This window comes from Allobosea sp. NPDC055332 (genome assembly GCF_053645455.1).
This window is the reverse complement of record NZ_JBSHMO010000002.1, coordinates 1,548,354-1,570,566: the sequence shown is the minus strand read 5'-3', so window position 1 is coordinate 1,570,566 and position 22,213 is coordinate 1,548,354. Positions and strand designations below refer to the sequence as shown.

The 22,213-nt window shown below is 67.7% G+C and carries 22 protein-coding genes; 10 read left to right on the top strand and 12 right to left on the bottom strand.

The window, feature by feature from the left end; translation table 11 throughout:
• Window positions 1-34: 34 nt before the first annotated feature.
• Both ACWIGM_RS16135 and ACWIGM_RS16130 read right to left on the bottom strand, forming a co-directional pair.
• Window positions 35-961 carry a LysR family transcriptional regulator gene (locus ACWIGM_RS16135; RefSeq protein WP_454026924.1) on the bottom strand — a complete coding sequence of 309 codons (927 nt, stop codon included), beginning with the start codon at window positions 959-961 and terminating at the stop codon, window positions 35-37.
• 51 nt (window positions 962-1,012) lie between these two features.
• Window positions 1,013-2,005 (bottom strand): Bug family tripartite tricarboxylate transporter substrate binding protein, encoded by a 993-nt coding sequence (locus ACWIGM_RS16130; RefSeq protein ID WP_454026923.1) that lies wholly within the window; start codon window positions 2,003-2,005, stop codon window positions 1,013-1,015.
• A gap of 244 nt (window positions 2,006-2,249) precedes the next feature.
• On the opposite strand from ACWIGM_RS16130, the gene ACWIGM_RS16125 reads away from it, so the two are divergent.
• From ACWIGM_RS16125 to ACWIGM_RS16115, 3 genes are read left to right on the top strand one after another with little or no spacing between them, the layout of a single operon-like run.
• Entirely contained in the window at window positions 2,250-3,242 is a 993-nt protein-coding gene (locus tag ACWIGM_RS16125) for a Bug family tripartite tricarboxylate transporter substrate binding protein (RefSeq protein ID WP_454026922.1), read from the top strand.
• Window positions 3,243-3,256: 14 nt separating this feature from the next.
• Window positions 3,257-3,706, top strand: a complete 450-nt coding sequence (locus ACWIGM_RS16120; protein WP_454026921.1) for a tripartite tricarboxylate transporter TctB family protein — start codon at window positions 3,257-3,259, stop codon at window positions 3,704-3,706.
• A 7-nt stretch (window positions 3,707-3,713) separates the two neighbouring features.
• Window positions 3,714-5,213, top strand: coding sequence for a tripartite tricarboxylate transporter permease (locus ACWIGM_RS16115; protein ID WP_454026920.1), 1,500 nt, complete (start codon window positions 3,714-3,716; stop codon window positions 5,211-5,213).
• Between the two features lie 54 nt (window positions 5,214-5,267).
• Here the strand turns inward: ACWIGM_RS16115 and ACWIGM_RS16110 are convergent, their stop codons facing one another.
• Window positions 5,268-5,411, bottom strand: coding sequence for a hypothetical protein (locus ACWIGM_RS16110; protein WP_454026919.1), 144 nt, complete (start codon window positions 5,409-5,411; stop codon window positions 5,268-5,270).
• 381 nt (window positions 5,412-5,792) lie between these two features.
• Here ACWIGM_RS16110 and ACWIGM_RS16105 point away from each other — a divergent pair, with 381 nt between their 5' ends.
• Both ACWIGM_RS16105 and ACWIGM_RS16100 read left to right on the top strand, forming a co-directional pair.
• On the top strand, window positions 5,793-6,632 hold the full coding sequence (locus tag ACWIGM_RS16105) for a DUF6502 family protein (RefSeq protein ID WP_454026918.1): 840 nt from the start codon (window positions 5,793-5,795) through the stop codon (window positions 6,630-6,632).
• Window positions 6,629-7,822, top strand: a complete 1,194-nt coding sequence (locus ACWIGM_RS16100; RefSeq protein ID WP_454026917.1) for a DUF5666 domain-containing protein — start codon at window positions 6,629-6,631, stop codon at window positions 7,820-7,822. Before ACWIGM_RS16105 ends, ACWIGM_RS16100 begins: the two co-directional genes overlap by 4 nt.
• A gap of 13 nt (window positions 7,823-7,835) precedes the next feature.
• On the opposite strand, the gene rfbA is transcribed toward ACWIGM_RS16100, so the two are convergent.
• The 5 genes from rfbA to ACWIGM_RS16075 are packed head-to-tail and all read right to left on the bottom strand — an operon-like array spanning window position 7,836 to window position 12,225.
• Complete coding sequence (gene rfbA / locus ACWIGM_RS16095) at window positions 7,836-8,708, bottom strand: glucose-1-phosphate thymidylyltransferase RfbA (protein WP_454026916.1); 873 nt, start codon at window positions 8,706-8,708, stop codon at window positions 7,836-7,838.
• Window positions 8,705-9,622, bottom strand: coding sequence for a dTDP-4-dehydrorhamnose reductase (gene rfbD, locus ACWIGM_RS16090; RefSeq protein ID WP_454026915.1), 918 nt, complete (start codon window positions 9,620-9,622; stop codon window positions 8,705-8,707). Before rfbD ends, rfbA begins: the two co-directional genes overlap by 4 nt.
• Window positions 9,619-10,614: a glycosyltransferase family protein gene (locus ACWIGM_RS16085; protein ID WP_454026914.1), complete on the bottom strand. Its 996-nt coding sequence runs from the start codon at window positions 10,612-10,614 to the stop codon at window positions 9,619-9,621. Before ACWIGM_RS16085 ends, rfbD begins: the two co-directional genes overlap by 4 nt.
• Window positions 10,611-11,384, bottom strand: a complete 774-nt coding sequence (locus ACWIGM_RS16080; protein WP_454026913.1) for an ABC transporter ATP-binding protein — start codon at window positions 11,382-11,384, stop codon at window positions 10,611-10,613. Before ACWIGM_RS16080 ends, ACWIGM_RS16085 begins: the two co-directional genes overlap by 4 nt.
• Window positions 11,385-11,391: 7 nt before the next feature.
• The gene (locus ACWIGM_RS16075) at window positions 11,392-12,225 is read right to left on the bottom strand and encodes an ABC transporter permease (protein WP_454026912.1); all 834 of its coding nucleotides are present in this window, start codon (window positions 12,223-12,225) and stop codon (window positions 11,392-11,394) included.
• Between the two features lie 165 nt (window positions 12,226-12,390).
• On the opposite strand from ACWIGM_RS16075, the gene rfbF reads away from it, so the two are divergent.
• Genes rfbF through ACWIGM_RS16050 form a run of 5 tightly spaced genes read left to right on the top strand, consistent with a single transcriptional unit; the run spans window position 12,391 to window position 18,347 of the window.
• A complete protein-coding gene (gene rfbF / locus ACWIGM_RS16070; protein ID WP_454026911.1) occupies window positions 12,391-13,167 on the top strand; it encodes a glucose-1-phosphate cytidylyltransferase in 777 nt (258 codons plus the stop codon).
• Complete coding sequence (gene rfbG / locus ACWIGM_RS16065) at window positions 13,152-14,237, top strand: CDP-glucose 4,6-dehydratase (RefSeq protein WP_454026910.1); 1,086 nt, start codon at window positions 13,152-13,154, stop codon at window positions 14,235-14,237. Before rfbF ends, rfbG begins: the two co-directional genes overlap by 16 nt.
• The gene (locus ACWIGM_RS16060) at window positions 14,237-15,472 is read left to right on the top strand and encodes a methyltransferase domain-containing protein (protein WP_454026909.1); all 1,236 of its coding nucleotides are present in this window, start codon (window positions 14,237-14,239) and stop codon (window positions 15,470-15,472) included. Before rfbG ends, ACWIGM_RS16060 begins: the two co-directional genes overlap by 1 nt.
• The gene (gene rfbC, locus ACWIGM_RS16055) at window positions 15,469-15,999 is read left to right on the top strand and encodes a dTDP-4-dehydrorhamnose 3,5-epimerase (RefSeq protein WP_454026908.1); all 531 of its coding nucleotides are present in this window, start codon (window positions 15,469-15,471) and stop codon (window positions 15,997-15,999) included. Before ACWIGM_RS16060 ends, rfbC begins: the two co-directional genes overlap by 4 nt.
• Before the next feature lie 26 nt (window positions 16,000-16,025).
• Complete coding sequence (locus ACWIGM_RS16050; RefSeq protein ID WP_454026907.1) at window positions 16,026-18,347, top strand: glycosyltransferase family 2 protein; 2,322 nt, start codon at window positions 16,026-16,028, stop codon at window positions 18,345-18,347.
• Between the two features lie 109 nt (window positions 18,348-18,456).
• On the opposite strand, the gene ACWIGM_RS16045 is transcribed toward ACWIGM_RS16050, so the two are convergent.
• The 4 genes from ACWIGM_RS16045 to ACWIGM_RS16030 are packed head-to-tail and all read right to left on the bottom strand — an operon-like array spanning window position 18,457 to window position 22,209.
• Entirely contained in the window at window positions 18,457-19,263 is an 807-nt protein-coding gene (locus ACWIGM_RS16045; protein ID WP_454026906.1) for an ABC transporter ATP-binding protein, read from the bottom strand.
• Window positions 19,260-20,309 (bottom strand): FecCD family ABC transporter permease, encoded by a 1,050-nt coding sequence (locus ACWIGM_RS16040; protein ID WP_454026905.1) that lies wholly within the window; start codon window positions 20,307-20,309, stop codon window positions 19,260-19,262. Before ACWIGM_RS16040 ends, ACWIGM_RS16045 begins: the two co-directional genes overlap by 4 nt.
• On the bottom strand, window positions 20,306-21,289 hold the full coding sequence (locus ACWIGM_RS16035; RefSeq protein ID WP_454026904.1) for a FecCD family ABC transporter permease: 984 nt from the start codon (window positions 21,287-21,289) through the stop codon (window positions 20,306-20,308). Before ACWIGM_RS16035 ends, ACWIGM_RS16040 begins: the two co-directional genes overlap by 4 nt.
• The gene (locus tag ACWIGM_RS16030) at window positions 21,286-22,209 is read right to left on the bottom strand and encodes an ABC transporter substrate-binding protein (protein ID WP_454026903.1); all 924 of its coding nucleotides are present in this window, start codon (window positions 22,207-22,209) and stop codon (window positions 21,286-21,288) included. The genes ACWIGM_RS16035 and ACWIGM_RS16030 overlap by 4 nt, the downstream gene beginning before the upstream one ends.
• Window positions 22,210-22,213 lie beyond the last annotated feature (4 nt).

Genomic DNA, 22,213 nt, shown 5'->3' with positions numbered 1-22,213 from the left:
GCAGTAGAGCAAGATCGATGCGCGTTAAGACCAATCACTGGATCGATCGATCCAATCGTTGAATTGTTTCGCTGGTCTCGGCGATCTCCCGTGCCAGCGCGGTGACGATCGGCACCAGCGGATTGTCGTTGTCGTCGCGGCTGACGAAGAAGAGCTCGGCCGGGCGATGGCGTGGCAGGTCGAGCGGTCGCAGCGCGACGCCGCTGAAACGCAGGTTGACCGCTGTTTCCGGCACCAGCGCGACGCCGACGCCGGAATGGACCATGGCGAGCATCGAATGAATCTGCGCCAGGTGCTGGACATAGTTCGGCACCAGGCCGGCGCGCGAGAACAGCTCGACGAGCAGATCGTGGAAATAGCGCGCCTCATAGGGCGCATACATGATGAAGGGTTCGCCGGCGAGATCGGCCAGCGCCACGCTCTCGTCCCGCGCCAGAGCGTGACCTGCCGGGATGGCGGCGATCAGCGGCTCGGTCATCACCCGGAAGGCGCTGAGGCCGCGGCGCGGGATCGGCGGGCGCAGCAGGCCGATGTCGATCTCGCCGGAGTCGAGCCGCTTGAGCTGGTCGCCGCTGACCATCTCCATCAGTGCGACCTCGACATCCGGCAATTCGCGACGGCAGGCGGCGACCAGCCTCGGCACATAGGAATAGGCCGAGGTTGCAGTGAAACCGATATTGATCGAGCCCGCCTTGCCGTTGGCGACGCGTTTGGCGAGCAAGGCGGCGCTCTCGGCGAGCTTGAGCAGCCGGCGCGCCTCAGCGAGGAAGCTCTGGCCGGCCGGCGTCAGCTTCACCGTGCGGTTGCTGCGCTCGAGCAGCACGACGTCCAGCACTCGCTCGAGGATCTGGATCTGCCGGCTGAGCGGCGGCTGGGTCATGTTCAGCCGCGCCGCAGCGCGGCCGAAATGCAGCTCCTCCGCGACGGCGACGAAGCAGCGCAGCTGGCTCAGCTCGAACATGTCCCGCCTCCCGCGCGGCCTCTGCGGTGCAGCCGCAGCGTGGGGCCGGCGTCAGTTCTGGATGGTGATCCCGGCCTTTTCAATGATGTCCTTGAACTTGGCGAGCTCGGCGACCGACTTTGCCTTGGCCTCGGCACCGGTCGAGGGCGTCGGCGCCGCGCCGAGTTCCTCGAACCGCGAGACGACGCCGGGCTCCTTCAGGATCGCCTGCATCTCCCTGGTGAGGCTGTCGCAAATTTCCTTCGGCGTGCCTTTCGGCGCGAGGAACCCGTTCCAGGAGCTGATGTCGAAACCGGGCAGCGTCTCTGCCAGCGGCGGGATCTCGGGCGCGATCCTAGCCCGGTCGACCGTGGTGACGGCGAGGCCGCGCAGCGTTCCGGCCTTGTAGTGTGGATAGGGCGAAGTGAAGTTGTCGAAGGAGAGCTTGACGTTGCCGGCGACGACGTCCTGCACCAGCGCGGCCGAGGAGCGGTAGGTGACGTGCTGCATCTTGACGCCGGCGAGCTGCATGAAGAGTTCGCCGCAGAGATGGATCGAGGTGCCGATCCCCGAGGATCCGAAATTCTCCTTGCCCGGATTGGCCTTGAGATAGGCGATCAGCTCGAGAACCGTCTTCGCCGGCAGGGAAGGGTGGATGCACAGGAAGTTCGGCTGCGAGGACGATAGCGACAGGAACTCGAAATCCTCGATCGCCTTGAAGGGTATCTTGTCCTTGTAGAGGTTGGGATTGATCCCGTGCGTCGAGACCGTGGTCATGCCGATCGTGTAGCCATCGGGCGTGGCGTGGGCGAGCGCGGCGACGCCGGTATTGCCGCCCGCGCCCGCCCGGTTCTCGATGACGAAAGCCTTGCCCAGCCGCTGCTGCAGCTTCTCGCAGATGATCCGGCCGATCACGTCGGTGGTGCCGCCGGCGCCGAACGGGATGATCACCGTGACCGGTTTTGCCGGGTAGCTTTGCGCGAAACCCGGCCGCGCGACGAAAGGCGCTGCGAGTGCGCCGCCTGCGAGTCCGAGCGCTCTGCGGCGCGTAATCGATTGGGTCATGCTGGTCCTCCCCGAGATGGTCCGCGGCTTTTGCCGTCTGCAACCTCAGATTAGGGGGATGGCCGGCGCCGGCAAGGCTTCCGGCGCTATCGCACAATCCAAAAACGGTATCGTTCCATTGCCAAACTAATTCATTGCAGCATCGTGCCTGACCTATCCTCCGCCTCACAGGGCAGCACCGAGACTGCCCGCCAGCACGTGCCGGCCAGGCCCCGCCCGGCTGCATCCGGAGGAAAGAGCGACCATGTCCAGATCTTCGTTCCGTCCGTCATCGGCCCTCGCAAAGGGGCTTGTATTTGCTGCGCTCGCGGGCCTTGGCCTCGCAGCAGGGTCTGCAGCAGCCCAGAATTTCGAACGGCCCGTACGCGTTATCGTCCCCTTCGCGCCGGGCGGCACCTCGGACATCCTTGCCCGCCTGATCGGGCCCAAGCTCTCGGCTGCGATCGGCCAGCCGGTCGTGATCGAGAACAAGCCGGGCGCCGCCGGCAATCTCGGCGCCGACACGGTCGCCAAGGCTCCCGCCGATGGCCATACCCTCCTGCTCATGGATGTCGGCTCGCTGGCGACCGCGCCGAGCCTGTTCTCCGATCTCACCTACGACCCGGCCAAGGATCTCGCGCCGGTCGGCATGGTGATGTTCGGCCCATATGTCCTTGCCGTGCATGAATCGGTTCCGGCCAAGACCGCGCAGGAACTCGTCGCCTATGCCAAGGCGCATCCGGGCAAGCTCGCCGTGGCCAATTCCGGCGTCGGAGCGGCCAACCACATCACGGCGGTGTCGATGGCCAAGGAACTCGGCATCACCTGGAAGAACGTGCCCTACAAGGGCGGCGCGGCCGCCTCGCGCGCCGTCGTCTCTGGCGAGAGCGGCGTTATCATTAACGGCTCCACCGCGACGCTGCCCTTTGTCGCCAACAAGCAGCTCGTCGGCCTCGCGGTCACCGGCGAGGAGCGCATCTCCGGCATCCCGACCTTCAAGGAAGCCGGCTTGCCAGGCGGCGATGCCGGCACCTGGCAGGGCATCCTGACGACGGCCAAGACCCCGCCGGCGGTGGTCGCGCGCCTCAATGCCGAGATCGGCAAGATCCTGCAGGACCCGGAGATCAAGGCCAAGATCGCCGAGCAGGGCGGCGTGGTGAAGCCCGGCACACCCGCCGAGTTCGCCGACTGGCTGAAGAGCGCCACCGAGCGCTGGGGCAGCATCATCCGCGAAGCCGGCATCAAGGGCACGAACTGACCGTGGCGCGGCCGATGACCCGGCTCCGGCTCGACTGGCAGGACGTCCTGCTGGGCGCTTTCCTTGTCGCGGTGGCGGCGGGGGCGCTCTACGCCACCCGCACGCTATCGGTTGGTCACGCCGCCGATATGGGGCCGGGCTACATGCCGCGCGTCGTGGCGCTGGCCCTGCTCGGCTTCGGCCTGTTCTTCCTCGCCCGCAGCGCCAGAGGCGTGGCAGTAACCATCGAAGCTGTGCGCCTGCGGCCGCTGCTCGCCGTGCTGGCTGCGGTCGGGGTCTTCGCCCTGACGGCGGAACGGCTCGGCCTCGCCATCGCCTCGGTCCTGACCGTCCTGCTGGCGGGGCTGGCAACCCGCGAGACGAGGCCGCTGGAAAGCATCGGCTTTGCGCTTCTGCTGTCGGCTTTGGCGGCGCTGCTGTTCATCAAGGTTCTGGCCCTGCCGGTTCCGCTCTGGCCCCGCTGAGCACGTTATGGAACTCTTCGATAATCTGCTGATCGGCCTGTCGACGGCTCTGGAGCTCAAGAATCTCGGCTTCTGCCTGATCGGCGTGCTGATCGGCACCGCGATCGGGGTTCTGCCCGGAATCGGGCCGATCCCGACGATCGCCCTGCTGCTGCCGTTCACCTTCGGCATGGAGCCGGCCGGCGCCATGATCATGCTCGCCGGCATCTTCTATGGCGCGCAATATGGCGGCTCGACCACGGCGATCCTGGTCAACGTTCCCGGCGAGACCTCTTCGGTGGTGACCTGCCTCGACGGGCATCAGATGGCCCGGCAAGGCAAAGCCGGACTGGCTCTGGCGATCGCCGCGCTATCCTCCTTCTTTGCCGGCACGGTCGCGACCATCGTCATCGCTCTGCTCAGCGTCCCCTTGGCGGCGCTGGCGCTGAAGTTCACCGCTGTCGAGTATTTCAGCCTGCTCGTGCTCGGGCTGATCGCCGCGGTGGTGCTGGCGCATGGCTCGGTCGCGCGCTCGCTCTCGATGGTGCTGCTCGGCTTGCTGCTCGGGCTGGTCGGCATCGACGTCAGCTCCGGCGCGGCGCGTATGGCCTTCGGCATCCCGGAACTGTCGGACGGGCTAGATTTCGTGCCGGTCGCGATGGGCATGTTCGGACTCGCCGAGATCATCGCCAATCTGGAGCGCCCGGCCGAGCGGCACGTGGTGAGCCAGGCCGTGCGCGGCCTCATTCCGAGCTGGGCCGACCTCAAGCAGGCCTTTCCCGCCATGGTCCGCGGCACGGCGCTGGGCTCGGCGCTCGGCGTGCTGCCGGGTGGCGGGGCGGCACTGCCACCCTTCTCCTCCTATGCGCTGGAGAAGAAGCTCGCCAAGGACCCCTCGCGCTTCGGCCATGGTGCCATCGAAGGCGTCGCCGGGCCGGAAGCGGCCAATAATGCCGGCGCCCAGACCAGCTTCATCCCGCTGCTGACGCTCGGTATCCCGGCCAATGCGCTGATGGCGCTGATGATCGGCGCGCTGATGATGCAGGGCATCCAGCCCGGCCCGCAGATCATGCGCGAGCAGCCGCAGCTCGTCTGGGGCGTCATCGCCTCGATGTGGGTCGGCAACCTCATGCTGTTGGTGATCAACCTGCCGCTGATCGGCCTCTGGGTCTCGATGCTGCGGATACCCTATCGGCTGCTGTTCCCGGCGATCGTGCTGTTCTGCTGCATCGGCACCTATGGCATCGCCAACAGCCTGTTCAACGTCTGGCTGATGCTCGGTTGCGCTGCGGTGGGCTACTTCTTCATCAAGGTCGGGGTCGAGCCGGCGCCGCTGCTCCTCGGATTGGTCCTCGGGCCACAGATGGAGGAGTATTTCCGTCGCGCCATGTTGCTCTCCGACGGGGATTTCTCGGTTTTCCTGACACGCCCGATCAGCGCCGGCCTGCTCGCCGTCGTCGCGCTGCTGCTCGTCGCCATGCTGTCGCCGATGGTCGTCCGAGGGCGCAAGCAGGCGCTGGCGGAGTAGCGCCACTGGCTGGCACCGGATCACCCGGAGCCAAGGCTCTTAGCCGCTCGTTCATCACTGCATCCGGCCGACCCTTCCCGTGACGGGATCGCGATAGGTCCGATGCAGGCAGCCCTCGTTCTGCTCGCAGGCCAGCTCCGACGACACGAGGAGCCAGGAGAGGCCCAATCCCGTCAGAATGTTCAGGATGATCAGCACCTGGCGCAGACATGCGAGAGCCCCGCGGCCGCCATGTGCCACGCTCTCGCCACCGCGTTGGGAGTCCGCTGCGGGGACAGGGCGAGCAGGGATCATGATCCCAACGCGCCATTCAGCAGAAACATCGCGTAGGGCGTCGACAGTGCCAGGGCGCAGCAAAGGATCCGCCGAAGCATTGCAGCGGTTGCAGAACGCCGCGCGACATAATCGAGGAGATCGTGCGCGGCTGGCCGAAGGCGTGGCTGGCTCGATGGCAGGGTATGCATGTCATCCATCTATGTGGGAATTATTCCCACATAGATGGATGACGGGGGCGACGCAAGAGCTGCGCTGAAATTTGTGGGATTGTGTCCCACTTCGATTGAGGCTAACAGAAGCGTCATGACGGACGCAGCGCCCGGCCCCACTGCCGAGAAGCTTTATCCGCCGCTGGCACGACTGCTGCGGCCACTCGTTCGCCTGTGCATCCGGGCCGGCATGACCTTTCCGGCGCTGTGCCAGTTGCTTCGGGAATTATATGTCAACGTGGCGGAGTACGATTTCGCCCTGCCCGGGAAGGAGCAGACCGACAGCCGTGTGAGCCTGTTGACCGGCATCCATCGCAAGGAGGTCAGCCGCCTGCGCGGCGCCGGCGCCCCGGTCAACGCGGTGCCGGCGGCGGTGTCCCGAACCGGCGCCATCATTGCCCGCTGGCTCGCCTCGCCGCGCTTCTGCGACGCAACCGGAACACCCTTGCCGCTGCCGCGCAGCACGGAGGGGGCGGGCCCGTCCTTCGAGGAGCTGGTCTCATCCGTGACGCGCGATGTGCGGCCGCGTGCGGTGCTCGACGAGTGGCTCGATCGCCGGGTCGTCTCGATCGACGGGGAAGATCGGATCGTGCTGGCCGAGGCTGCCTTCATCCCGCAGCACGGCGACGACGAGAAACTCTATTATTTCGGCAGGAACCTGCACGATCACGTTGCCGCCGCGACGGAGAACGTGCTCGGGCTGAAGCCCGCCTTCCTGGAGCGCTCGGTCCACTATGACGGCCTGTCGGCCGAGCTTGCCGAGAAGCTCGAAGCCCGCTCGCGCGAACTCGCTTTGGAGATGCTGCAACGCATCAACCGGGAGGCACATGCGGCCAGCGAGACCGATCGCGGCGGTGAGCATCGCTGGAACTGCGGGGTCTACGTCTTCCGGGAGCGGGACGGCCGCGCAAACGACGAAAGCGGGCAGGGATGAGCTCGCGGCCCGTACTGACACGCCGGGCGGTTCTCGCCTCGCTGGCTGCAAGCGTCGCGTCGCTGCATCCCGCGATCGCCGCGCCTGAGAAGCCGCGCGACGTCGGCATTGGCGGCACCGGCTTCGCGCCGGAGGTACAGGGCGGCGGCGACCGCGGCATCGGCGGCACCGGCTTCGTCGGGACGATCCAGCGCTTCGGCAGTATTTTCGTGAACGACCGGCGCATCGCCTATGGGCCGGATGTGCCGGTGACGATCGACGGGCGGGAGCGCAGCGCCCGCGACTTGCGCATCGGCCATGTCGTGCGTGTCGTGGCGCAGGCGGCTTCCGCCGGGCTCGTCACGCAAGCGATCCGGGTGGAGCGCGAGGTCGTTGGCCCGGTCACCGCCATTGCCACCGATGCCATCGAAGTCCTCGGGCAGAGGGTTCAGGTCGCAGGAACAAGGCCGCCGGGCGCATGGCGCAAGGGCCAGCAGGTGGCCGTCAGCGGCCTGCGCCGGCTTGACGGGACGATCGCCGCCAGTCTGATCGAGCGCGGCGAGCGCGCTTCGTCACGGGTCCTGGGCGTTGTCGAACGGGACGAAGACGGCTTCTGGATCGGCGGCCTCAAGCTGATCGAAGCCGACGAGGCCCTTGTCGGCCGCCGCGTGGCAGTGACGGGGCGCCTCGCACGTACTGGCTTCCTTCCTGCCCGGATCGACGTCGCGCCTGCGCTTCCGGCGGCGGGCTCGGTCTCGATCGAGAGCTATGTCAGAGCCCGTGACGGGCACCTGCTGCTCGGCTCCGGCCTCTCCGTGCGCAGCGACGCGTTCGCGTATGACCTCTCTCCATGGCAGGAATTCCGGGCGGTGCTCGACGGGCGTTTCGGTCTCGATGGCGCGCTCAGCATCGACAATATCCGCTTCGCCAGGACGAATGGGGAAGGCGAAGGACATTCCGGTGGCGCTGCCGGACCGGGCGGCTTCGGACCCGGCGGTTTCGGGCCCGGTCCTGCCGGATCTGGCGGGTTCGGCCCTGGTCCCGGTGGAGGCTTCGGGGGGCCGGGAGGTGGCATCGGTGGCGGTCCTGGCGGCGGCCCCGGTGGTCCTGGCGGCGGGCCGGGCGGTGGCCCGGGAGGCGGCGGCGGCCCTGGCGGCGGTGGTCCGGGCGGCGGTGGTGGTCCTGGAGGAGGCGGCGGACCAGGTCGCTAGCCCCTGGGGATCGTCATGCGTGCTCCGCAGCGATCGCCAGGAGCTTGCGGCCGTAGTCGGTCTTGTCGAGCGCCCGGCCGCGGGCGCAGAGCTCCTGGTGCGAGATGAAGCCCTGTTGGAAGGCGATCTCCTCGAGCCCGGCGACGAGCTGGCCCTGGCGCTTCTGGATGGTGCGAACGAATTCGCCCGCTTCCAGCAGGCTGTCATGCGTGCCCATGTCGAGCCAGGTGTAACCACGCGACATGCATTCGACATGGAGCTCGCCAGCTCGCAGATAGGCCTCGTTGACGTCCGTGATTTCGAATTCCCCGCGAGCCGAAGGCCGGATGCCGGCGGCAATCTCGACGACCCGGTTGTCGTAGAAATAAAGGCCGGTGACGGCCCAGCGTGATTGCGGAGACCGCGGTTTCTCGACGATGTGCAGCGGCCGGTTCGCCGCGTCGAGCGTGACGACGCCGTAGCGCTCCGGATCGTCGACGGCATAGGCGAAGACGGTCGCGCCGCTCTGACGCGAGCGGGCACGAGCCAGCATGTCGGTCAGGCCCGCACCGAAGAAGATGTTGTCACCCAGCACCAGCGCGACGCTGTCCTCGCCGATGAAATCGCGCCCGATGACGAAGGCCTGCGCGAGGCCCTCGGGGCGCGGCTGCACGGCATAGCTCATCGTGAGGCCGAAGCCCGAGCCGTCGCCGAAAAGGGCGACGTAGTTATCGAGATACTCCGGCGCCGAGATGATCAGGATCTCGTCGATGCCGGCCTGCATCAGGACCGAGACCGGGTAGTAGATCATCGGCTTGTCGTAGACCGGGACGAGCTGCTTGTTTACGGCGAGCGTCGCGGGGTGGAGGCGCGATCCGCTGCCACCGGCAAGAACGATGCCTTTCATGAGGTCCTCGAGAGTTCAGGCTGTATCGCCCCGCGCAAAAGGGGCGGGCCGAGCAGGCAATCCAGCACGATCTCGATGTCGCGACGGAAAGCTCCGAGCGCGATGCCCCGCCGCGCAGCGAGCGTGCAGTCGAGGACGGCATTGAGCGGTCGCCTCGCTGCGGTCGGATGAGCGCTCGACGGGATCGGGATCACCCTGGCCCAGGGCCCGCCGCGATCCCGGGCGAGGTCCAGGATGATCTGCGCCTGCTCGGCACGGCTCAGGGCGGTCTCGCCGGCCAGATGCATCAGGCCGCCGGTCGTGCTGCCGGCGATCATGCCGTGCGCGAAGATCAGCAATGCCTCCGCCAGAGCCGGTGCATAGGTCGGCTTGCCGCGCTGATCGCCCACGATCGTCAGGCTGTCGCGCCCCTTCGCCCAGTCGAGCAGCCGCGTCACGAAGCTCTCGCCCTGCGGCCCGAAGGTCCAGGAGGTCCTGACGACCAGCGCGGACGGCATCGCGTCCAGCACGGCGCGCTCGCCCGCCCGTTTCGAGACCCCGTAGATGTTGAGGGGGCGCGGCGTGTCGGCTTCGTGATAGGCGCCGACCTTCGTCCCGTCGAAAACGCAGTCGGTCGAGACGTGAATGAGTGGAACGCGGGCCCGCGCACACGCCTTCGCCAGAGCGGCAGGGCCGTCCCGGTTGATGGCGAAGGCGAGCTCAGGCTCGCTCTCGGCGCGATCGACCGCAGTATACGCTGCGGCGTTGATGACCGCTGCGGGGCGGAGCGTATCGAGAAGGCGGGCGGGCGCGTCAGACGACGCCAAGTCGAAATCCGGCCGGCCGACGGTCACGACGGCTCCGCGGCCGCGCTCGGCAAGCGCGCTGGCGAGCAGGCCGCTGCGTCCCAGCACCAGGATGTCCGGATCGTTCATGTCGCCCGCTGCCCATTGGCTGCTGCACTCGCCACTGCTGCAGCCCGCGTCCGGCGCGCGTACAGGCCGGGCTTCCACCACGGAATGAGCGCGCGGTCGGGCGGCCCCAGTCGAGCGAGCGCGCCGTCGACGAGACCGTTGACCAGTGCGGTGACGCAATCGGAGGAGAAGCGGTGATGGGCAAGGTGGACGACGAGCCTGACGGGCAGCGAGGCCAGGAACTTGACCTTGTGCCGGGCTGGAACATGCCGCAACCGGAGCATGGCGAGCTGGTTGCGGATATAGGTGTAGAGCCGCCGCGGTGGCTGGTCGGTCAGCAGCAGGCCGAGGGGTAGCCGGATGATGCCCCGCCCGAGCTGGTGCTGCATCGGCACCGCGGGGTCGACCCAGATCGAATACCCGGCGGCATTGGCCCGCAGACACCATTCGATGTCGATGGCATCGATGAAGTAATCCGTGCGGAAGTCGCCGATGGCGGCCAGAGCATCGAGGCGGATCAGCGAGCCGGACGAGATCACGAAGCTCGTCCGCAATGGCTCTTCGTCGTCCTGCCCGGCCGCGGTCGCCAGGCGCATCTTCCCGCCTTCGGAGGTGATCGGCTGCGGACCGACGACTGCCGGCTTCTCCCCGCAGGCGGAGAGACGGCGATGGGTCGCCATCAGCGCTCCGGCCATTCCGGGCTCGGGCGTGCTGTCCTGGTCGAGCAGAAGCAGGAAGTCGCTGTTGCGTGCCTTGGCCAGATGGCGAAACGCGTTGTAGGCCGCGCCGAGGCCGCGATTGAGGCCTGGTCTCAGAATGGCCAGTTCGGCCCCGCCGGCCGCCGCCTCGAGCGCCTGCTGCTGTTCTCCGCTGACGGGCGAATTGGCGTAGACGGCGATGGTCGAGACATCGTCGGCGAGCGACGCGACGAGGCTTCGCAGTGCTGCGAAATGGGGGCGGTAGATCACGATGCCGGCAAGGCAGGATGTCGGGCTTTCAGCCGGGGCGGTCATGCCGGGATGCTCCAGAGGTTCGATGGTAACGGGGTAGGGGTGGGGGCCAGCACCTCGCCGAGCGGCCCGTCGGCGACGAGGCGGCCATGTTCGAGGCGCAGCGCCCGCGTGCAGAGGCTGGCGAGCAGGCTGTCGCTGTGCGAGGCGAGGACGAGGATGCCGGCGCGGGCGACGAAGGCGGTCAGCCGGGCCTGTGCCTTCGCCATGAAGGCCGCATCGCCGGCGAGGATGCCTTCGTCGAGCAGCAGCACGTCGGGATCGACGCTGGTGCAGATCGCGAAGGACAGGCGCGTCTGCATGCCAGCCGAATAGGTCCGGATCGGCATGTCGAGGAAGCTGCCGAGCTCGGTGAAGTCGGCGATCTCGTCGATGCGGCTCTCGATCTGGCGCCGGCTCAGGCCGAGATAGAGGCCGCGCAGGCGGATATTGTCATAGCCGCTCGCCTCGCCATCCATGCCGAGACCGATGTCGAAGAGCGGCGCGATCTTGCCGCTCACCACGACGCGGCCGGCCTGGGGCACATAGATGCCGGCCAGTACACGCAGCAGCGTCGTCTTGCCGGCGCCGTTATGGCCGACCAGGGCGACGCGTTCGCCATGGGCGATGCTGACGTCGATGTCGCGCAGGGCTTCGATGCAGGCCCGCGAGCGGGCATCGGAACCGATGCGTCCGCCGGTGGCGCTGCTGACGAGGCGGTTGCGCAGCGAGCGGGCACTGCCGCCGTAGAGCGGGAACTGCACGCTGACGCGATCGAGGTGGATCGAGCTCACCGCCGCCTCACAGCCAATAGGCGACGCGCCAGCGCAGCCGCGTGTAGAAGGCGAGCGCGAGGCCGAGATTGAGGGCGGTGACGACGAGCGCCACGGCGAAGCTCTCGAGCGGGACGCCACCGCCGAGCAGGGGGGAGCGCACGATCTCGATCAGGTGGAACAGCGGGTTGAATTGCGCCAGTGCGCGCCGGTCGCCGAGATCCTCGGCGCGCCAGAGCACCGGGGTGATGAAGAGCAGCATCTGCGTCGCATTGGCGACGAGCGGCATCATGTCGCGAAAGCGTGCGCCGACGAGGCCGAGCGTCACACCCCAGCCGATGCCGTTGAGCAGCAGCAGCGCCAGCCCCGGCAGGGCGGCGAACCCGGCCCAGCCGGGCCTGACGCCGCAGGCGAGGAGGACGACGAGGACGATCGCGGCGTTGTGGGCGAGGATGATCAGGTTGCGCCAGATGACGCGCAGTACATGGATGCCGATCGGCGCGGGCATCTGCTTGATTGCCGCCGTGGCTGCCGTGAACGTGGCGACGCCCTCGTTCAATAGGGCGGTGATCAGCGACCACAGCACCATGCCCACAGTGACATAGGGCAGGTAGGCGGCGACCGGCACGCGGAAGAGCGCCGCGTAGGTGATCCCCAATCCCGCGACGAACACGGCCAGGCTGATCGTCACCCAGAACGGCCCGAACACCGAGCGGCTGTAGCGCTGGCGCACATCGTACCAGCCCATGGTCAGCCACAGTTCGGCGAGGCCCACGGCGCGAGCAGCATCGGCGATCGCGCTGCGCCACGGGTGGCGGTCGCGCGATGGCGCGTCGTGAACAAGCATCGCGGCCAGCGACATCTGCCAATCTCCTTGAGCGAGGTCCCTGTCGCGAAGCGCAGGAAACGACGCGGTAGCGGGTTGACAGGCTGAATAAGTGGGAATAATTCCCACGTCAATATCAAGTGGGAAATTTTCTCCCTCTATCGCCGCACATGACGAGACGCGGGACTACGGAAGCGAATGATGAAGATCAGGAAAGCAGTGATCCTGGCCGGCGGGCGTGGCACGCGGATCATGGAAGAATCGGAATATCGGCCCAAGCCGATGATCGAGATCGGCGGTCGGCCGATCATCTGGCACATCATGAAGCTGTATTCGCGCTACGGCATCAACGAGTTCGTGATCTGCCTCGGATACAAGGGTTATTTCCTGAAGGAGTATTTCGGGAACTACCTGCTCCACTCATCGGACGTGACATTCGACTTCACTCTGGGCGGGATGACCGTTCATGCCGGCCGCGCCGAGCCCTGGAAGGTTACGCTCGTCGACACCGGGCAGGAGACGATGACCGGTGGCCGCATCGCCCGCGTGAAGCCCTATCTGGACGACGAGAGCTTCTGCCTTACCTATGGCGACGGCGTCTCGGACGTGCCGATCGACCGGCTGGTCGCCTTCCATGAAAGCCATGGCCGCGCCGCCACGGTGACGGCAGTCCGCCCCCCGGGGCGCTTTGGCGTGCTCGACCTCGACGGCAATGGCGTCAGCGGTTTCCGCGAGAAGGCTGCGAGCGACGCGGGCTTCATCAATGGCGGCTTCTTCGTGCTGTCGCCACGCGCGCTCGACCATATCGCCGGCGACGACACTGTCTGGGAAAGCGGCCCGATGGAGGGCCTCGCCCGCGACGGCGAGCTCATGGCCTACCCCCATGACGGCTTCTGGCAGCCCATGGACACGCTGCGCGACAAGCGTCGCCTTGAGGAGCTCTGGGAAAACGGCGAGGCGCCATGGCGGGTCTGGTGAATCCCGATCCGGACTTCTGGCGTGGTCGGCGCGTCCTCGTCACCGGGCATAGCGGCTTCAAGGGAGCCTGGCTCAGCCTGTGGCTGGCGCGGCTCGGCGCCGTCCCGCTCGGCCTGTCACTGCCGGCACAGGATCTGGACGAGGAGGAGCGGCTGGCCATCCTGCACGGCACGGTGACGGGCACGCCCTGCGATCTGCGGGATGCGCAGGCGACCCGGGAAGCCCTTGCGCAACTCGCACCGGAGATCGTCCTGCACCTGGCGGCCCAGCCCCTGGTGCGCCAGTCCTATCGCGATCCACGGCTGACCTTCGAGACGAACGTCATGGGCACGCTGAACCTGCTCGAAGCGGTTCGTGCCCAGCCGAGCGTGCAGGCCGTCCTGATCGCGACCACCGACAAGTGCTACGAGAACCGCGAATGGTCCTGGCCCTATCGCGAGGTCGACGCGCTCGGCGGGCACGACCCCTACAGCGCCAGCAAAGCCTGCACTGAGCTGCTCGCCGCATCCTGGCGCAGCTCCTTCGCCATCACGCCGGCGCGTACGATCGCGATCGCGACCGCTCGTGCCGGCAATGTCATCGGCGGCGGGGACTGGGCGCTGGATCGGCTCGTGCCGGACGCGATCCGGGCTTTTGCCCGCGGCGAGCCGGTCATCGCGCGCAACCCGGCGGCGGCGCGGCCATGGCAGCATGTGCTCGATGCACTGTGTGGCTATCTGCTGCTGGCTGAGCGCCTCCATGCGGACCAGGCGGGCTTTGCCGAAGCCTGGAACTTCGGGCCCGATGCCATTGCCGAGCGCCCGGTCTCGGCGGTTCTCGACAGCCTCGTCCGGCTTTGGGGCGAGAGCGCCTCCTGGCGGCACGACGCGAAACCGGGCCCGCACGAGGCGAGCCGGCTTGCCCTCGACTCCAGCAAGGCGCGCCAGCGCCTCGACTGGCGTCCACGACTCGACTTCGAGGCGGCAATGGCGCTGACGGCGCAATGGTACCGGGCTCATCACCTCGGGGCCCCCGCTGCCGACCTCATCGCCGCCGATATCGAAACCTATGAACACGGAGCCTATCGCTGATGAACCTGTGCAAGTGCCGCTTCTGCAGCGCGCCCCTGACTACCATCTTTGCCGATCTCGGCATGAGCCCGCTCGCCAACAGCTTCGTGCCACCGGAAGACGCCTGCGAGCCCGAGACCTTCTTTCCGCTGCAGGTCTATGTCTGCGATGCCTGCAAGCTGGTGCAGACGCGCGATGTCGAGGCGCCGGACGCGATCTTCGGCGACTACGCCTATTTCTCCGGCTATTCGCAGAGCTGGCTGGCGCATAGCGAACGTTATGCGTCGCGGATGATCGAGTGCTTCGGCCTCTCGGATACCAGCAAGGTGGTCGAGGTCGCGAGCAATGACGGCTACCTGCTCCAGTTCTTCCAGCGCGCCGGCATTCCGGTGCTGGGCGTCGAGCCGGCGGCCAATGTCGCGGCTGTGGCGCAGCGTCTCGGCATTCCGACGCAAGTGCGCTTCTTCGGCCGCGCCACGGCGCGTGACCTGGCGGCGCAGGGGCATCGCGCCGATCTGATCGCTGCGAACAATGTCGTCGCCCATGTGCCGGATCTGAACGATTTCGTCGCCGGCTTCGAGCTGCTGCTCAAGCCGGGCGGCGTGCTGACCCTGGAATTCCCGCATCTGCTGCGGATGCTGCAGGAGAACCAGTTCGACACGATCTACCACGAGCACTTTTCCTATTTCTCCTTTCTGGCGATCGAGCGTGTCCTGCTGGCGCATGGTCTCGTCGTCTTCGATGTCGAGCGGCTGGCGACGCATGGCGGCTCGCTGCGTGTCTTCGCCGGGCATGCCGAGGGCGGGATCTGGCAATGCACCGACGCGGTGATGGCGCTGCGCCGGGAGGAGGAGGCGTTCGGGCTCGATGGTCTCGGCGCCTACACAGACTTCGCCGAGCGGATCGCGCGCACCAAGTTCGCGCTGCTGGATTTCCTGATCGGCACCAGGCGAGCCGGGAAGCGGGTCGCCGCCTACGGCGCCCCGGCCAAGGGCAACACGCTGCTGAACTATTGCGGCATCGGGCCGGAGCTCATCGATTTCACCGTTGATCGCAGCCCGCACAAGCAGGGCCGGCTGCTGCCCGGCACGCGTATCCCGATCAGGGCGCCGGACGCGATCCTGAAGGCGCAGCCAGACTACCTGCTGATCCTGCCCTGGAACCTCAAGACCGAGATCATCGAGCAGATGGCGCCCGTACGCGCCTGGGGCGGGCGCTTCGTCGTGCCGATCCCCGAGATCGAGGTGCTGGCATGATCCTCACCGAAACCCGCATCGCCGGTGTCTTCATCGTCGAGATCGAGCCGCATGCCGATGATCGTGGGCACTTTGCCCGCTGCTACTGCGCCGAGGTCTTTGCCCGGCACGGCATCGACTTCACGCCGGTCCAGTGCAACCTGTCGTTCAACCCGCATCCCGGCACGCTGCGCGGCCTGCACTATCAGGCAAAGCCGGTGCCGGATGCGAAGCTGGTGCGCTGTACGCGCGGCGCGATCTTCGACGTTGCGGTCGATCTGCGACCGGACTCTCCGACCTATGCCGAATGGGTGGGCGTCGAACTCTCCGCGGACAATGGGAAGGCACTCTTCGTCCCGGAAGGCTGCGCCCATGGCTTCCAGACGATCAAGGCAGGGAGTGAGATCCTCTATCTGATGGGCGCAGCCTATCGGCCCGACCTGGCGCGTGGTGCACGCTGGAACGACCCGGCATTCGACATCCGCTGGCCAGCTCCGGGCCCCCGCCTGAATACGCGCGATGCGACCTATCCGGACCAGCGCATCTGAAACCTCTCGCCGGACATGATCAGGTAATGACAGGCATCGAAGACAGCGCGGCTGCCGAAGGGCATGCTGCCGAGAGCGTCGCGCGCGGCCCCTTCTGGGCTCTGGGCGCCATCCTGAAGCGCCGCGCAGGGACACCGTTTCACCCCGCCGGGAAGCTCCGGCCGGAGCCGATGGCGGGGCATTGGCGAAGCCAGGGCTTCGACTCCTATTTCTACGTGCCGATGCGATGCCGGGCCGGGTTGCTGCGCGTCCGGTTCGAGGCGACCATTCTGGATGCGGGTACCGATCACCGTGATCGCTGGCGGCTCTATTTCGATATCGGCGAGGGCTTTCGCGAGGAGGACAGCCTCGTCATCGACTGCCGCGGCCCCCGGATCGAAATCGAAACCATGATCGACCTGCCGGCGCCAGTGCGGGCTTTCCGCATCGACCCTTGCGAACGAAGCGGGCGGTTCGTGCTGCACAAGCTGGCGCTTACCGCTCCCGCCCCGGCGCTGCCGCTTGCGAACGGCGCTCTGCATCGGATCGCAGAGCTGCATCGGCGGCGTGCGCTGTTGCGGGCAGCGATGACGGGGGCCCGTCTCGTCTTGCGTGGCGACTGGCGCGTCCTGCGGCAACGCATTGTGTCCGGGGCAGGCACCGACGCGGCGGGTTATCATCGCTGGGTGCGGAGCCGGACCATGACGCCAGCGCTGCGCCAGCGCTTCGTCGCCCGGAGCCAGAGGTTCAAGCTACGGCCGCGCTTCTCCATCATCATGCCGACCTATAATTCGCCGCCTGTCTATCTCGTGAAGGCGCTCGAATCGGTGCGGGCCCAGACCTATCCGGACTGGGAGCTGCTCGCCGTGGACGATGGTTCCACTGATTTATCAGCTCTTGCCATCCTCCGCGATTTCGCCGCTCGCGACCCGCGGATCAGGCCGACATTCCTGCCCGCGAATGGCGGAATCGCCGCTGCCAGCAACGTCGCATTGGAGCAGGCGAGCGGCGATTACATCGCGCTGCTGGATCACGACGACGAGCTCGCGCCGCATGCGCTCCATGCTTTCGCCGACGCGATCAACCGCGCGCCGCAGGCTGACTGGCTCTATTCCGACGAGGACAAGATCGACGAGGCGGGCCATCGCTCCAGCCCGTTCTTCAAGCCGGACTGGTCACCCGCTTATTTCCTGTCCTGCATGTACAGCTGCCATCTCGGCGTCTACCGCACCAGCCTGGCGCGGCGTCTCGGCGGCTTCCGCTCCGAATACGACTTTGCCCAGGACTATGACCTGGCGCTGCGCTTCGCCGCATCGACAGCGCATATCGTCCATGTCCCCGACATTCTCTACCATTGGCGCATGCTGCCGCAGTCGACTGCGTCCGGCAGTGAGGCCAAGCCGCAGGCGGAGCTGGCGGCGCGCCGTGCGGTGCAGGACTTTGTCGACCGCGGTTCCCATAGCGGCAAGGTCGAAGCCGGCCCGGTGCCGGGGACACACCGCGTCCGGTTCGCCATCGCCGGCAAACCTCTGGTCTCGATCGCGATTCCCACGGCGGGCTATCGCAACGAGGCGCATGGAGGCGGGTGGTACGTGCTCGATCTCGTGCGCTCCATTCGCGAGCGCACGACCTATCCCGACATCGAGATCGTGGTCTCGGAGAATGGCGACCTCGCGCCCGAGCTCACGCAGGCCCTCCTCGAACTCGGCGTTCGCCTGGTCCGCTATGAGAGCGGGGAGTTCAACCTCTCCGACAAGATCAACCGGCTGGCGGGCGCGACGCGTGGCGACTACCTCCTGCTCCTGAACGACGACATGCGCATCATCTCGCCGGGCTGGATCGAGGAGATGCTGATGTGGTGCCAGCAGGATGGCGTCTCCGGTGTCGGCGCGAAGCTGTTCTTCCCGGACGGGCGGATCCAGCATGCCGGCGTGCTGCTGCTAGGCCAGGGACCTTCGCACCCCTACTACCTGCATCACGGATCGGAGATCGGGCAGGTCTGCTCGGCCATCGTCCCGCGCGACTACAGCGCCGTCACTGGCGCCTGCATGATGGTGAGGCGTGCGGATTTCCTGGCGGTCGGCGGCTTCGATCCAGCCTATCGGATCAACTACAACGACGTCGATTTCTGCATGCGGCTCAATGCCTGGACCGGCGGGCATTTCGTCTTCACGCCCTATGCCTGTCTGGAACATTACGAGTCGGTCAGCCGGCCGGAGCCCGTGCGCGGCGATCTCGACAAAATCAACCGGCAGTGGTCGGCAATCGTCGGCCGTGATCCGTTCTACAATCTCAACCTGTCGCAGAACTCGGCCTGCTTTGCGCTCGCGGCTGATCCTCGATCGCTGCAGGAGACATACGGGCTGTAGATGGAGCCGATCCCAAGCCCGCATTGGAGGCAGAGGGCGCATCTTCCGCATTCTGGGCCACCCCGGCGACCTGTACCATCTGCGCGCTAGGAGCTGACGCTGACACGGCCTAGCTCCGCGACGGATGTTCCATCTTGAAGCGCGGCACGATCATCGGAGTCTCGGCCATAGGGTCCGGGATGACGACGCATGCGACGCCGAAGACCGCTTCGATCAGCTCGCTGGTCACGATCCCCGCCGGGGTGCCCTGAGCCTGGATCCTGCCGCCCTTCATCGCGATCAGGCAGCTCGCATAGCGGCAGGCCTGGTTGAGATCGTGCAAAACGGCGACGATGGTCTTTCCCGCCCGGTTCAGCGTCCGGCAGAGCTCCAAGACCTCGATCTGGTGGGCGAGGTCGAGGAAGGTCGTCGGCTCGTCGAGCAGCAGCAGGTCGGTTTCCTGGGCGAGCGCCATGGCGATCCAAGCCTTCTGGCGCTGGCCGCCCGATAATTCGTCGAGGCGTCGCGCGGCGAGAGCGGTGACGCCGGCCGCCGCCATGGCTTTGGCGACAGCGGCCTCGTCATCGGCCGACCAGCGCTTGAACAGGCCGCCATGCGGGTGGCGTCCGCGCGAGACGAGATCCACGACGGTGATCCCGTCCGGTGTCTCGGCGCCTTGCGGCAGCACGGCGAGCCTGCGGGCGCGTTCGCGAGGGCTGAAATCGGCGATGGCGCGTCCGTCGAGCAGGACGCTGCCGCCGGATGGCTCGTGCAGACGGGCGAGCGTACGCAGCAGGGTCGACTTGCCGCAGGCATTGGGGCCGACGATGACCGTGAAGCCGCCGCGTGGAAAAGCGAGATCGAGCCCGCACAGAATGTCCCTGGTGCCGTGGCCGGCGCGCAGGGCACGGGTTTCGAGGGGATGGACTTCACTCATGAACCCGCACCGCTTCGCATCCTGCTCCGCAGCAGCAGGACGAAATAGAGGCCGCCGAGACAGGCGGTGACCGCTCCGACGGGAAGCGAGCGTGGTGCGAACAGGGTCCGCGCCACGCAGTCGCTGCCGAGCAGGAAGAGCGCCCCGAACAGGGCCGAAGTCGAAAGCGGCAGTCCCGTGCTGCCGGCGAGCCGCCGCGCCGCATGCGGCGCGATCAGCGCGACGAAGCCGACCGGTCCCGCGATCAGGGTCGCGGTGGCGGTCAAGCTGAGCCCGACGAGACCGAGGCGCAGCCGTGCGGCGCCGGGCGGCTCGCCCAGCGCCATCGCCTTGTCGTCGCCCAGCGCGAGCGCATCCATTGTGCGGCGGCAGGCGAGCCCCAGCGGCAGCAGCACGAGCAGGATGGTCGCTCCGATCGCGAGCCGGCCCCGGTCGATGCCGGCGAGCGCGCCTTGTTTCCAGCTCGCCGCGATCAGCGCGGAATCGAGCGGGGCGGTGAAGATCAGCCAGTCGTTCAGGGCGGTGAAGCCGACGCCGACGGCGATGCCGATCAGGATCAGCCGGTTGCGCTCGACATGGCCGCCGCCGGCCGCCGCATAGACGAGCACCCCGGCGAGGAGCCCTCCGGTGACGGAGGCCAGCGCGACGATCGAGGCGCCGGCGCCTGCCAGCATCGCCAGGATCGCGCCGGAGAAGGCGCCAGCGTCGAAACCGATCACATCCGGGCTGCCGAGCGGGTTGCGCAGCAGGGTCTGGAACAGGGCGCCGGCCATGCCGAGCGCGGCGCCTGCCGAAAGCGCCGCGAGAATGCGCGGCAGGCGCCATTCGAGCACGACGAGCTGCACCGGGCCAGCCGCTTCGCCTGCCAGCGTGCGGGCGGCATCCGCCAGTGAGATTGGCATGGTGCCGAGCGTAAGCGCGAGCAGCGCCAGGCCAATGCAGGCCGTTGCAAGGCCAAGGTCGACTGCGAGCGAGCGGCGGGCGGGACGCCCATTACGAGGTGTCTCGCCTTGCGCTGGAACCTGAGCGATGAGCGGCATCGTCATGCCTGGCTCTGCCTTGACCGCGCCAGCACGACCAAGATGGGCGCACCGACCAGGGCGGCGACGATACCGACGGGTAGCTCCGCGGGCGGTGCGGCCACGCGCCCGAGCGCATCGGCGGCGGCGAGAAGTGCGGCACCAACGAGAGCCGCGACGGGCAGGACGATGCGCTGGTCAACGCCACCGAGCCGACGCGCGATATGTGGGGCGGCGAGGCCTATGAAGGCGATCGGACCGGCAGCCGCGACAGCCGCGCCCGCGAGCAGGACGACGGCGAGGAGGCAGCCCGCTTGCGTCCAGCCGACATTGAGCCCAAGGGCCGCAGCGCGATCCTCGCCGAGCGCCAGCAGGTTGAGCCGCGGCGTGAGCAATGCCGCGAGCACCGCCCCTGCAAGCAATGGCGGGGCGATCGCAGGCAACAGCGCGAGCCCATCGCCGGACAGGGCGCCGACGCGCCAGTTGCGGACGAGGTCGAAGCGCTCGGGATCGGCGAGCGCGATCGCCTGCCCGATACCAAGGCAGAAGGCGGTGACAGCGACGCCGGCTAGCGTGAGCCTGATCGGCGCGGAAGGGCCGCGCGGCGCGCCGGCAATCGCATGCACGGCGAGCGCGGCGAGCGCGGCTCCGCCGGAGGCGAGCCAGACCGTCATCGCCGGGGCAAGACCGAACAGGCCCGAGCCCGTCACGACGGCAAGGCTCGCGCCGGCATTGATGCCGAGCAGGCCGGGATCGCCGAGCGGGTTGCGCGTCGCCGCCTGGATGATCGCGCCGGCCGTACCGAGGGCGGCGCCGACGATGAGCCCAAGCGCCAGCCGTGGCAGGCGCAATTGCCAGAGGATCAGCACCGTTTCGCCGTCACGCCCCTGCGCCAAGTCGAGCAGGCTCGACGGCGGTAGCAGCTTTGCTCCGGCGAGCAGGCTCGCCAGCATCGCGGCCGCAAGCAGCAAGCCGGCGATGAGAGTGCTGCGCCAGTGGCCAGTCATGCCGAAAGCCGCGCAAACAGGCCGCCCCAGGCGCGGGCGAGATAGCGCGCCGTATAGAGCGAACCGAAGGTGCAGTTGCCGGCAACGATCTCGATCCGGCCGGCCTTCACCGCCGGCAGCCGCTGCCAGAGAGGCTCGCGTGCCAGCGCCTGCGGCCCGCCATCGCCGAAGTCGATCAGCAGGATGCCGTCGACTGCGCCGAGCACATCGCCGAAGGAATCGAGCGCGACCTCGCCATTGGGGCCAAGCCGGTCGGCGGCGACTTCGCGGCCGCCGAGCTCGGCCAGCACCTGGGCCGGCATGACGAGGCCGTAGCGGGTGCCGGCGCTACGCACCAGCAGGCGGCGTTTGATCGCGTCGTAGTGGACAGCGGCGACGAGCGAACCTTCGATCGCTGGCCGATGTCGCTGCCGGATCGCGGCAACTGTCTCTGCATGGGCCGCGACGATCCGTGCCGCCTCCTCCAGCCGATCGAGCCAGCCGCCCAGCCGTGTCAGGTTCTCCTGCCAGGTAGTGCGATGATTGCTCGGCAGGACGGGAGCGATCGCCGGCAGCCGTGCCAGCGGCCACCAATCGGAGTTCGGTGCGCTGTCCGGGCACAGGATCAGGTCCGGCGCCAGCATCAGGATCTGTTCGAGATCGGGCGGGGCGGCGAGGAAGGGCACGTTCGGCGGCACGGGAACCCAGGGCCGCGCCCGGCTATGGCTGTAGCCGACCAGCGGCAGATCGAAGGCCAGCGCCTGCTCCAGTCCGATGCGCGAGTCGATCGCGACCACCCGCTGCGGCACGGCTGGGATATCGAGCCGGCCGAGCGGGGTCTCGACCTGCCGGCGAATTGGCGCGGCCGCTACAGCGGGTGCGCCTAGCAGCGCTGCCGCCCCGGCCGCGAAGGCACGCCGCGAGAGCTTCCGGCCCCGCACTCCG

Excerpts from the sequence above, each read along its gene's own strand:
- ACWIGM_RS16045 (WP_454026906.1), bottom strand. The coding sequence starts at position 19,263 with ATGAGTGAAGTCCATCCCCTCGAAACCCGTGCCCTGCGCGCCGGCCAC.
- ACWIGM_RS16075 (WP_454026912.1), bottom strand. The coding sequence starts at position 12,225 with ATGTCGCTGGCCGCGATGCTTGTTCACGACGCGCCATCGCGCGACCGC.
- ACWIGM_RS16060 (WP_454026909.1), top strand. The coding sequence starts at position 14,237 with ATGAACCTGTGCAAGTGCCGCTTCTGCAGCGCGCCCCTGACTACCATC.
- ACWIGM_RS16085 (WP_454026914.1), bottom strand. The coding sequence starts at position 10,614 with ATGACCGCCCCGGCTGAAAGCCCGACATCCTGCCTTGCCGGCATCGTG.
- rfbF (WP_454026911.1), top strand. The coding sequence starts at position 12,391 with ATGAAGATCAGGAAAGCAGTGATCCTGGCCGGCGGGCGTGGCACGCGG.
- ACWIGM_RS16120 (WP_454026921.1), top strand. The coding sequence starts at position 3,257 with ATGACCCGGCTCCGGCTCGACTGGCAGGACGTCCTGCTGGGCGCTTTC.
- rfbD (WP_454026915.1), bottom strand. The coding sequence starts at position 9,622 with ATGAACGATCCGGACATCCTGGTGCTGGGACGCAGCGGCCTGCTCGCC.
- ACWIGM_RS16130 (WP_454026923.1), bottom strand. The coding sequence starts at position 2,005 with ATGACCCAATCGATTACGCGCCGCAGAGCGCTCGGACTCGCAGGCGGC.
- ACWIGM_RS16115 (WP_454026920.1), top strand. The coding sequence starts at position 3,714 with ATGGAACTCTTCGATAATCTGCTGATCGGCCTGTCGACGGCTCTGGAG.
- ACWIGM_RS16135 (WP_454026924.1), bottom strand. The coding sequence starts at position 961 with ATGTTCGAGCTGAGCCAGCTGCGCTGCTTCGTCGCCGTCGCGGAGGAG.
- ACWIGM_RS16125 (WP_454026922.1), top strand. The coding sequence starts at position 2,250 with ATGTCCAGATCTTCGTTCCGTCCGTCATCGGCCCTCGCAAAGGGGCTT.
- ACWIGM_RS16105 (WP_454026918.1), top strand. The coding sequence starts at position 5,793 with ATGACGGACGCAGCGCCCGGCCCCACTGCCGAGAAGCTTTATCCGCCG.
- ACWIGM_RS16040 (WP_454026905.1), bottom strand. The coding sequence starts at position 20,309 with ATGACGATGCCGCTCATCGCTCAGGTTCCAGCGCAAGGCGAGACACCT.
- rfbG (WP_454026910.1), top strand. The coding sequence starts at position 13,152 with ATGGCGGGTCTGGTGAATCCCGATCCGGACTTCTGGCGTGGTCGGCGC.
- ACWIGM_RS16035 (WP_454026904.1), bottom strand. The coding sequence starts at position 21,289 with ATGACTGGCCACTGGCGCAGCACTCTCATCGCCGGCTTGCTGCTTGCG.
- rfbC (WP_454026908.1), top strand. The coding sequence starts at position 15,469 with ATGATCCTCACCGAAACCCGCATCGCCGGTGTCTTCATCGTCGAGATC.
- ACWIGM_RS16100 (WP_454026917.1), top strand. The coding sequence starts at position 6,629 with ATGAGCTCGCGGCCCGTACTGACACGCCGGGCGGTTCTCGCCTCGCTG.
- ACWIGM_RS16050 (WP_454026907.1), top strand. The coding sequence starts at position 16,026 with ATGACAGGCATCGAAGACAGCGCGGCTGCCGAAGGGCATGCTGCCGAG.
- rfbA (WP_454026916.1), bottom strand. The coding sequence starts at position 8,708 with ATGAAAGGCATCGTTCTTGCCGGTGGCAGCGGATCGCGCCTCCACCCC.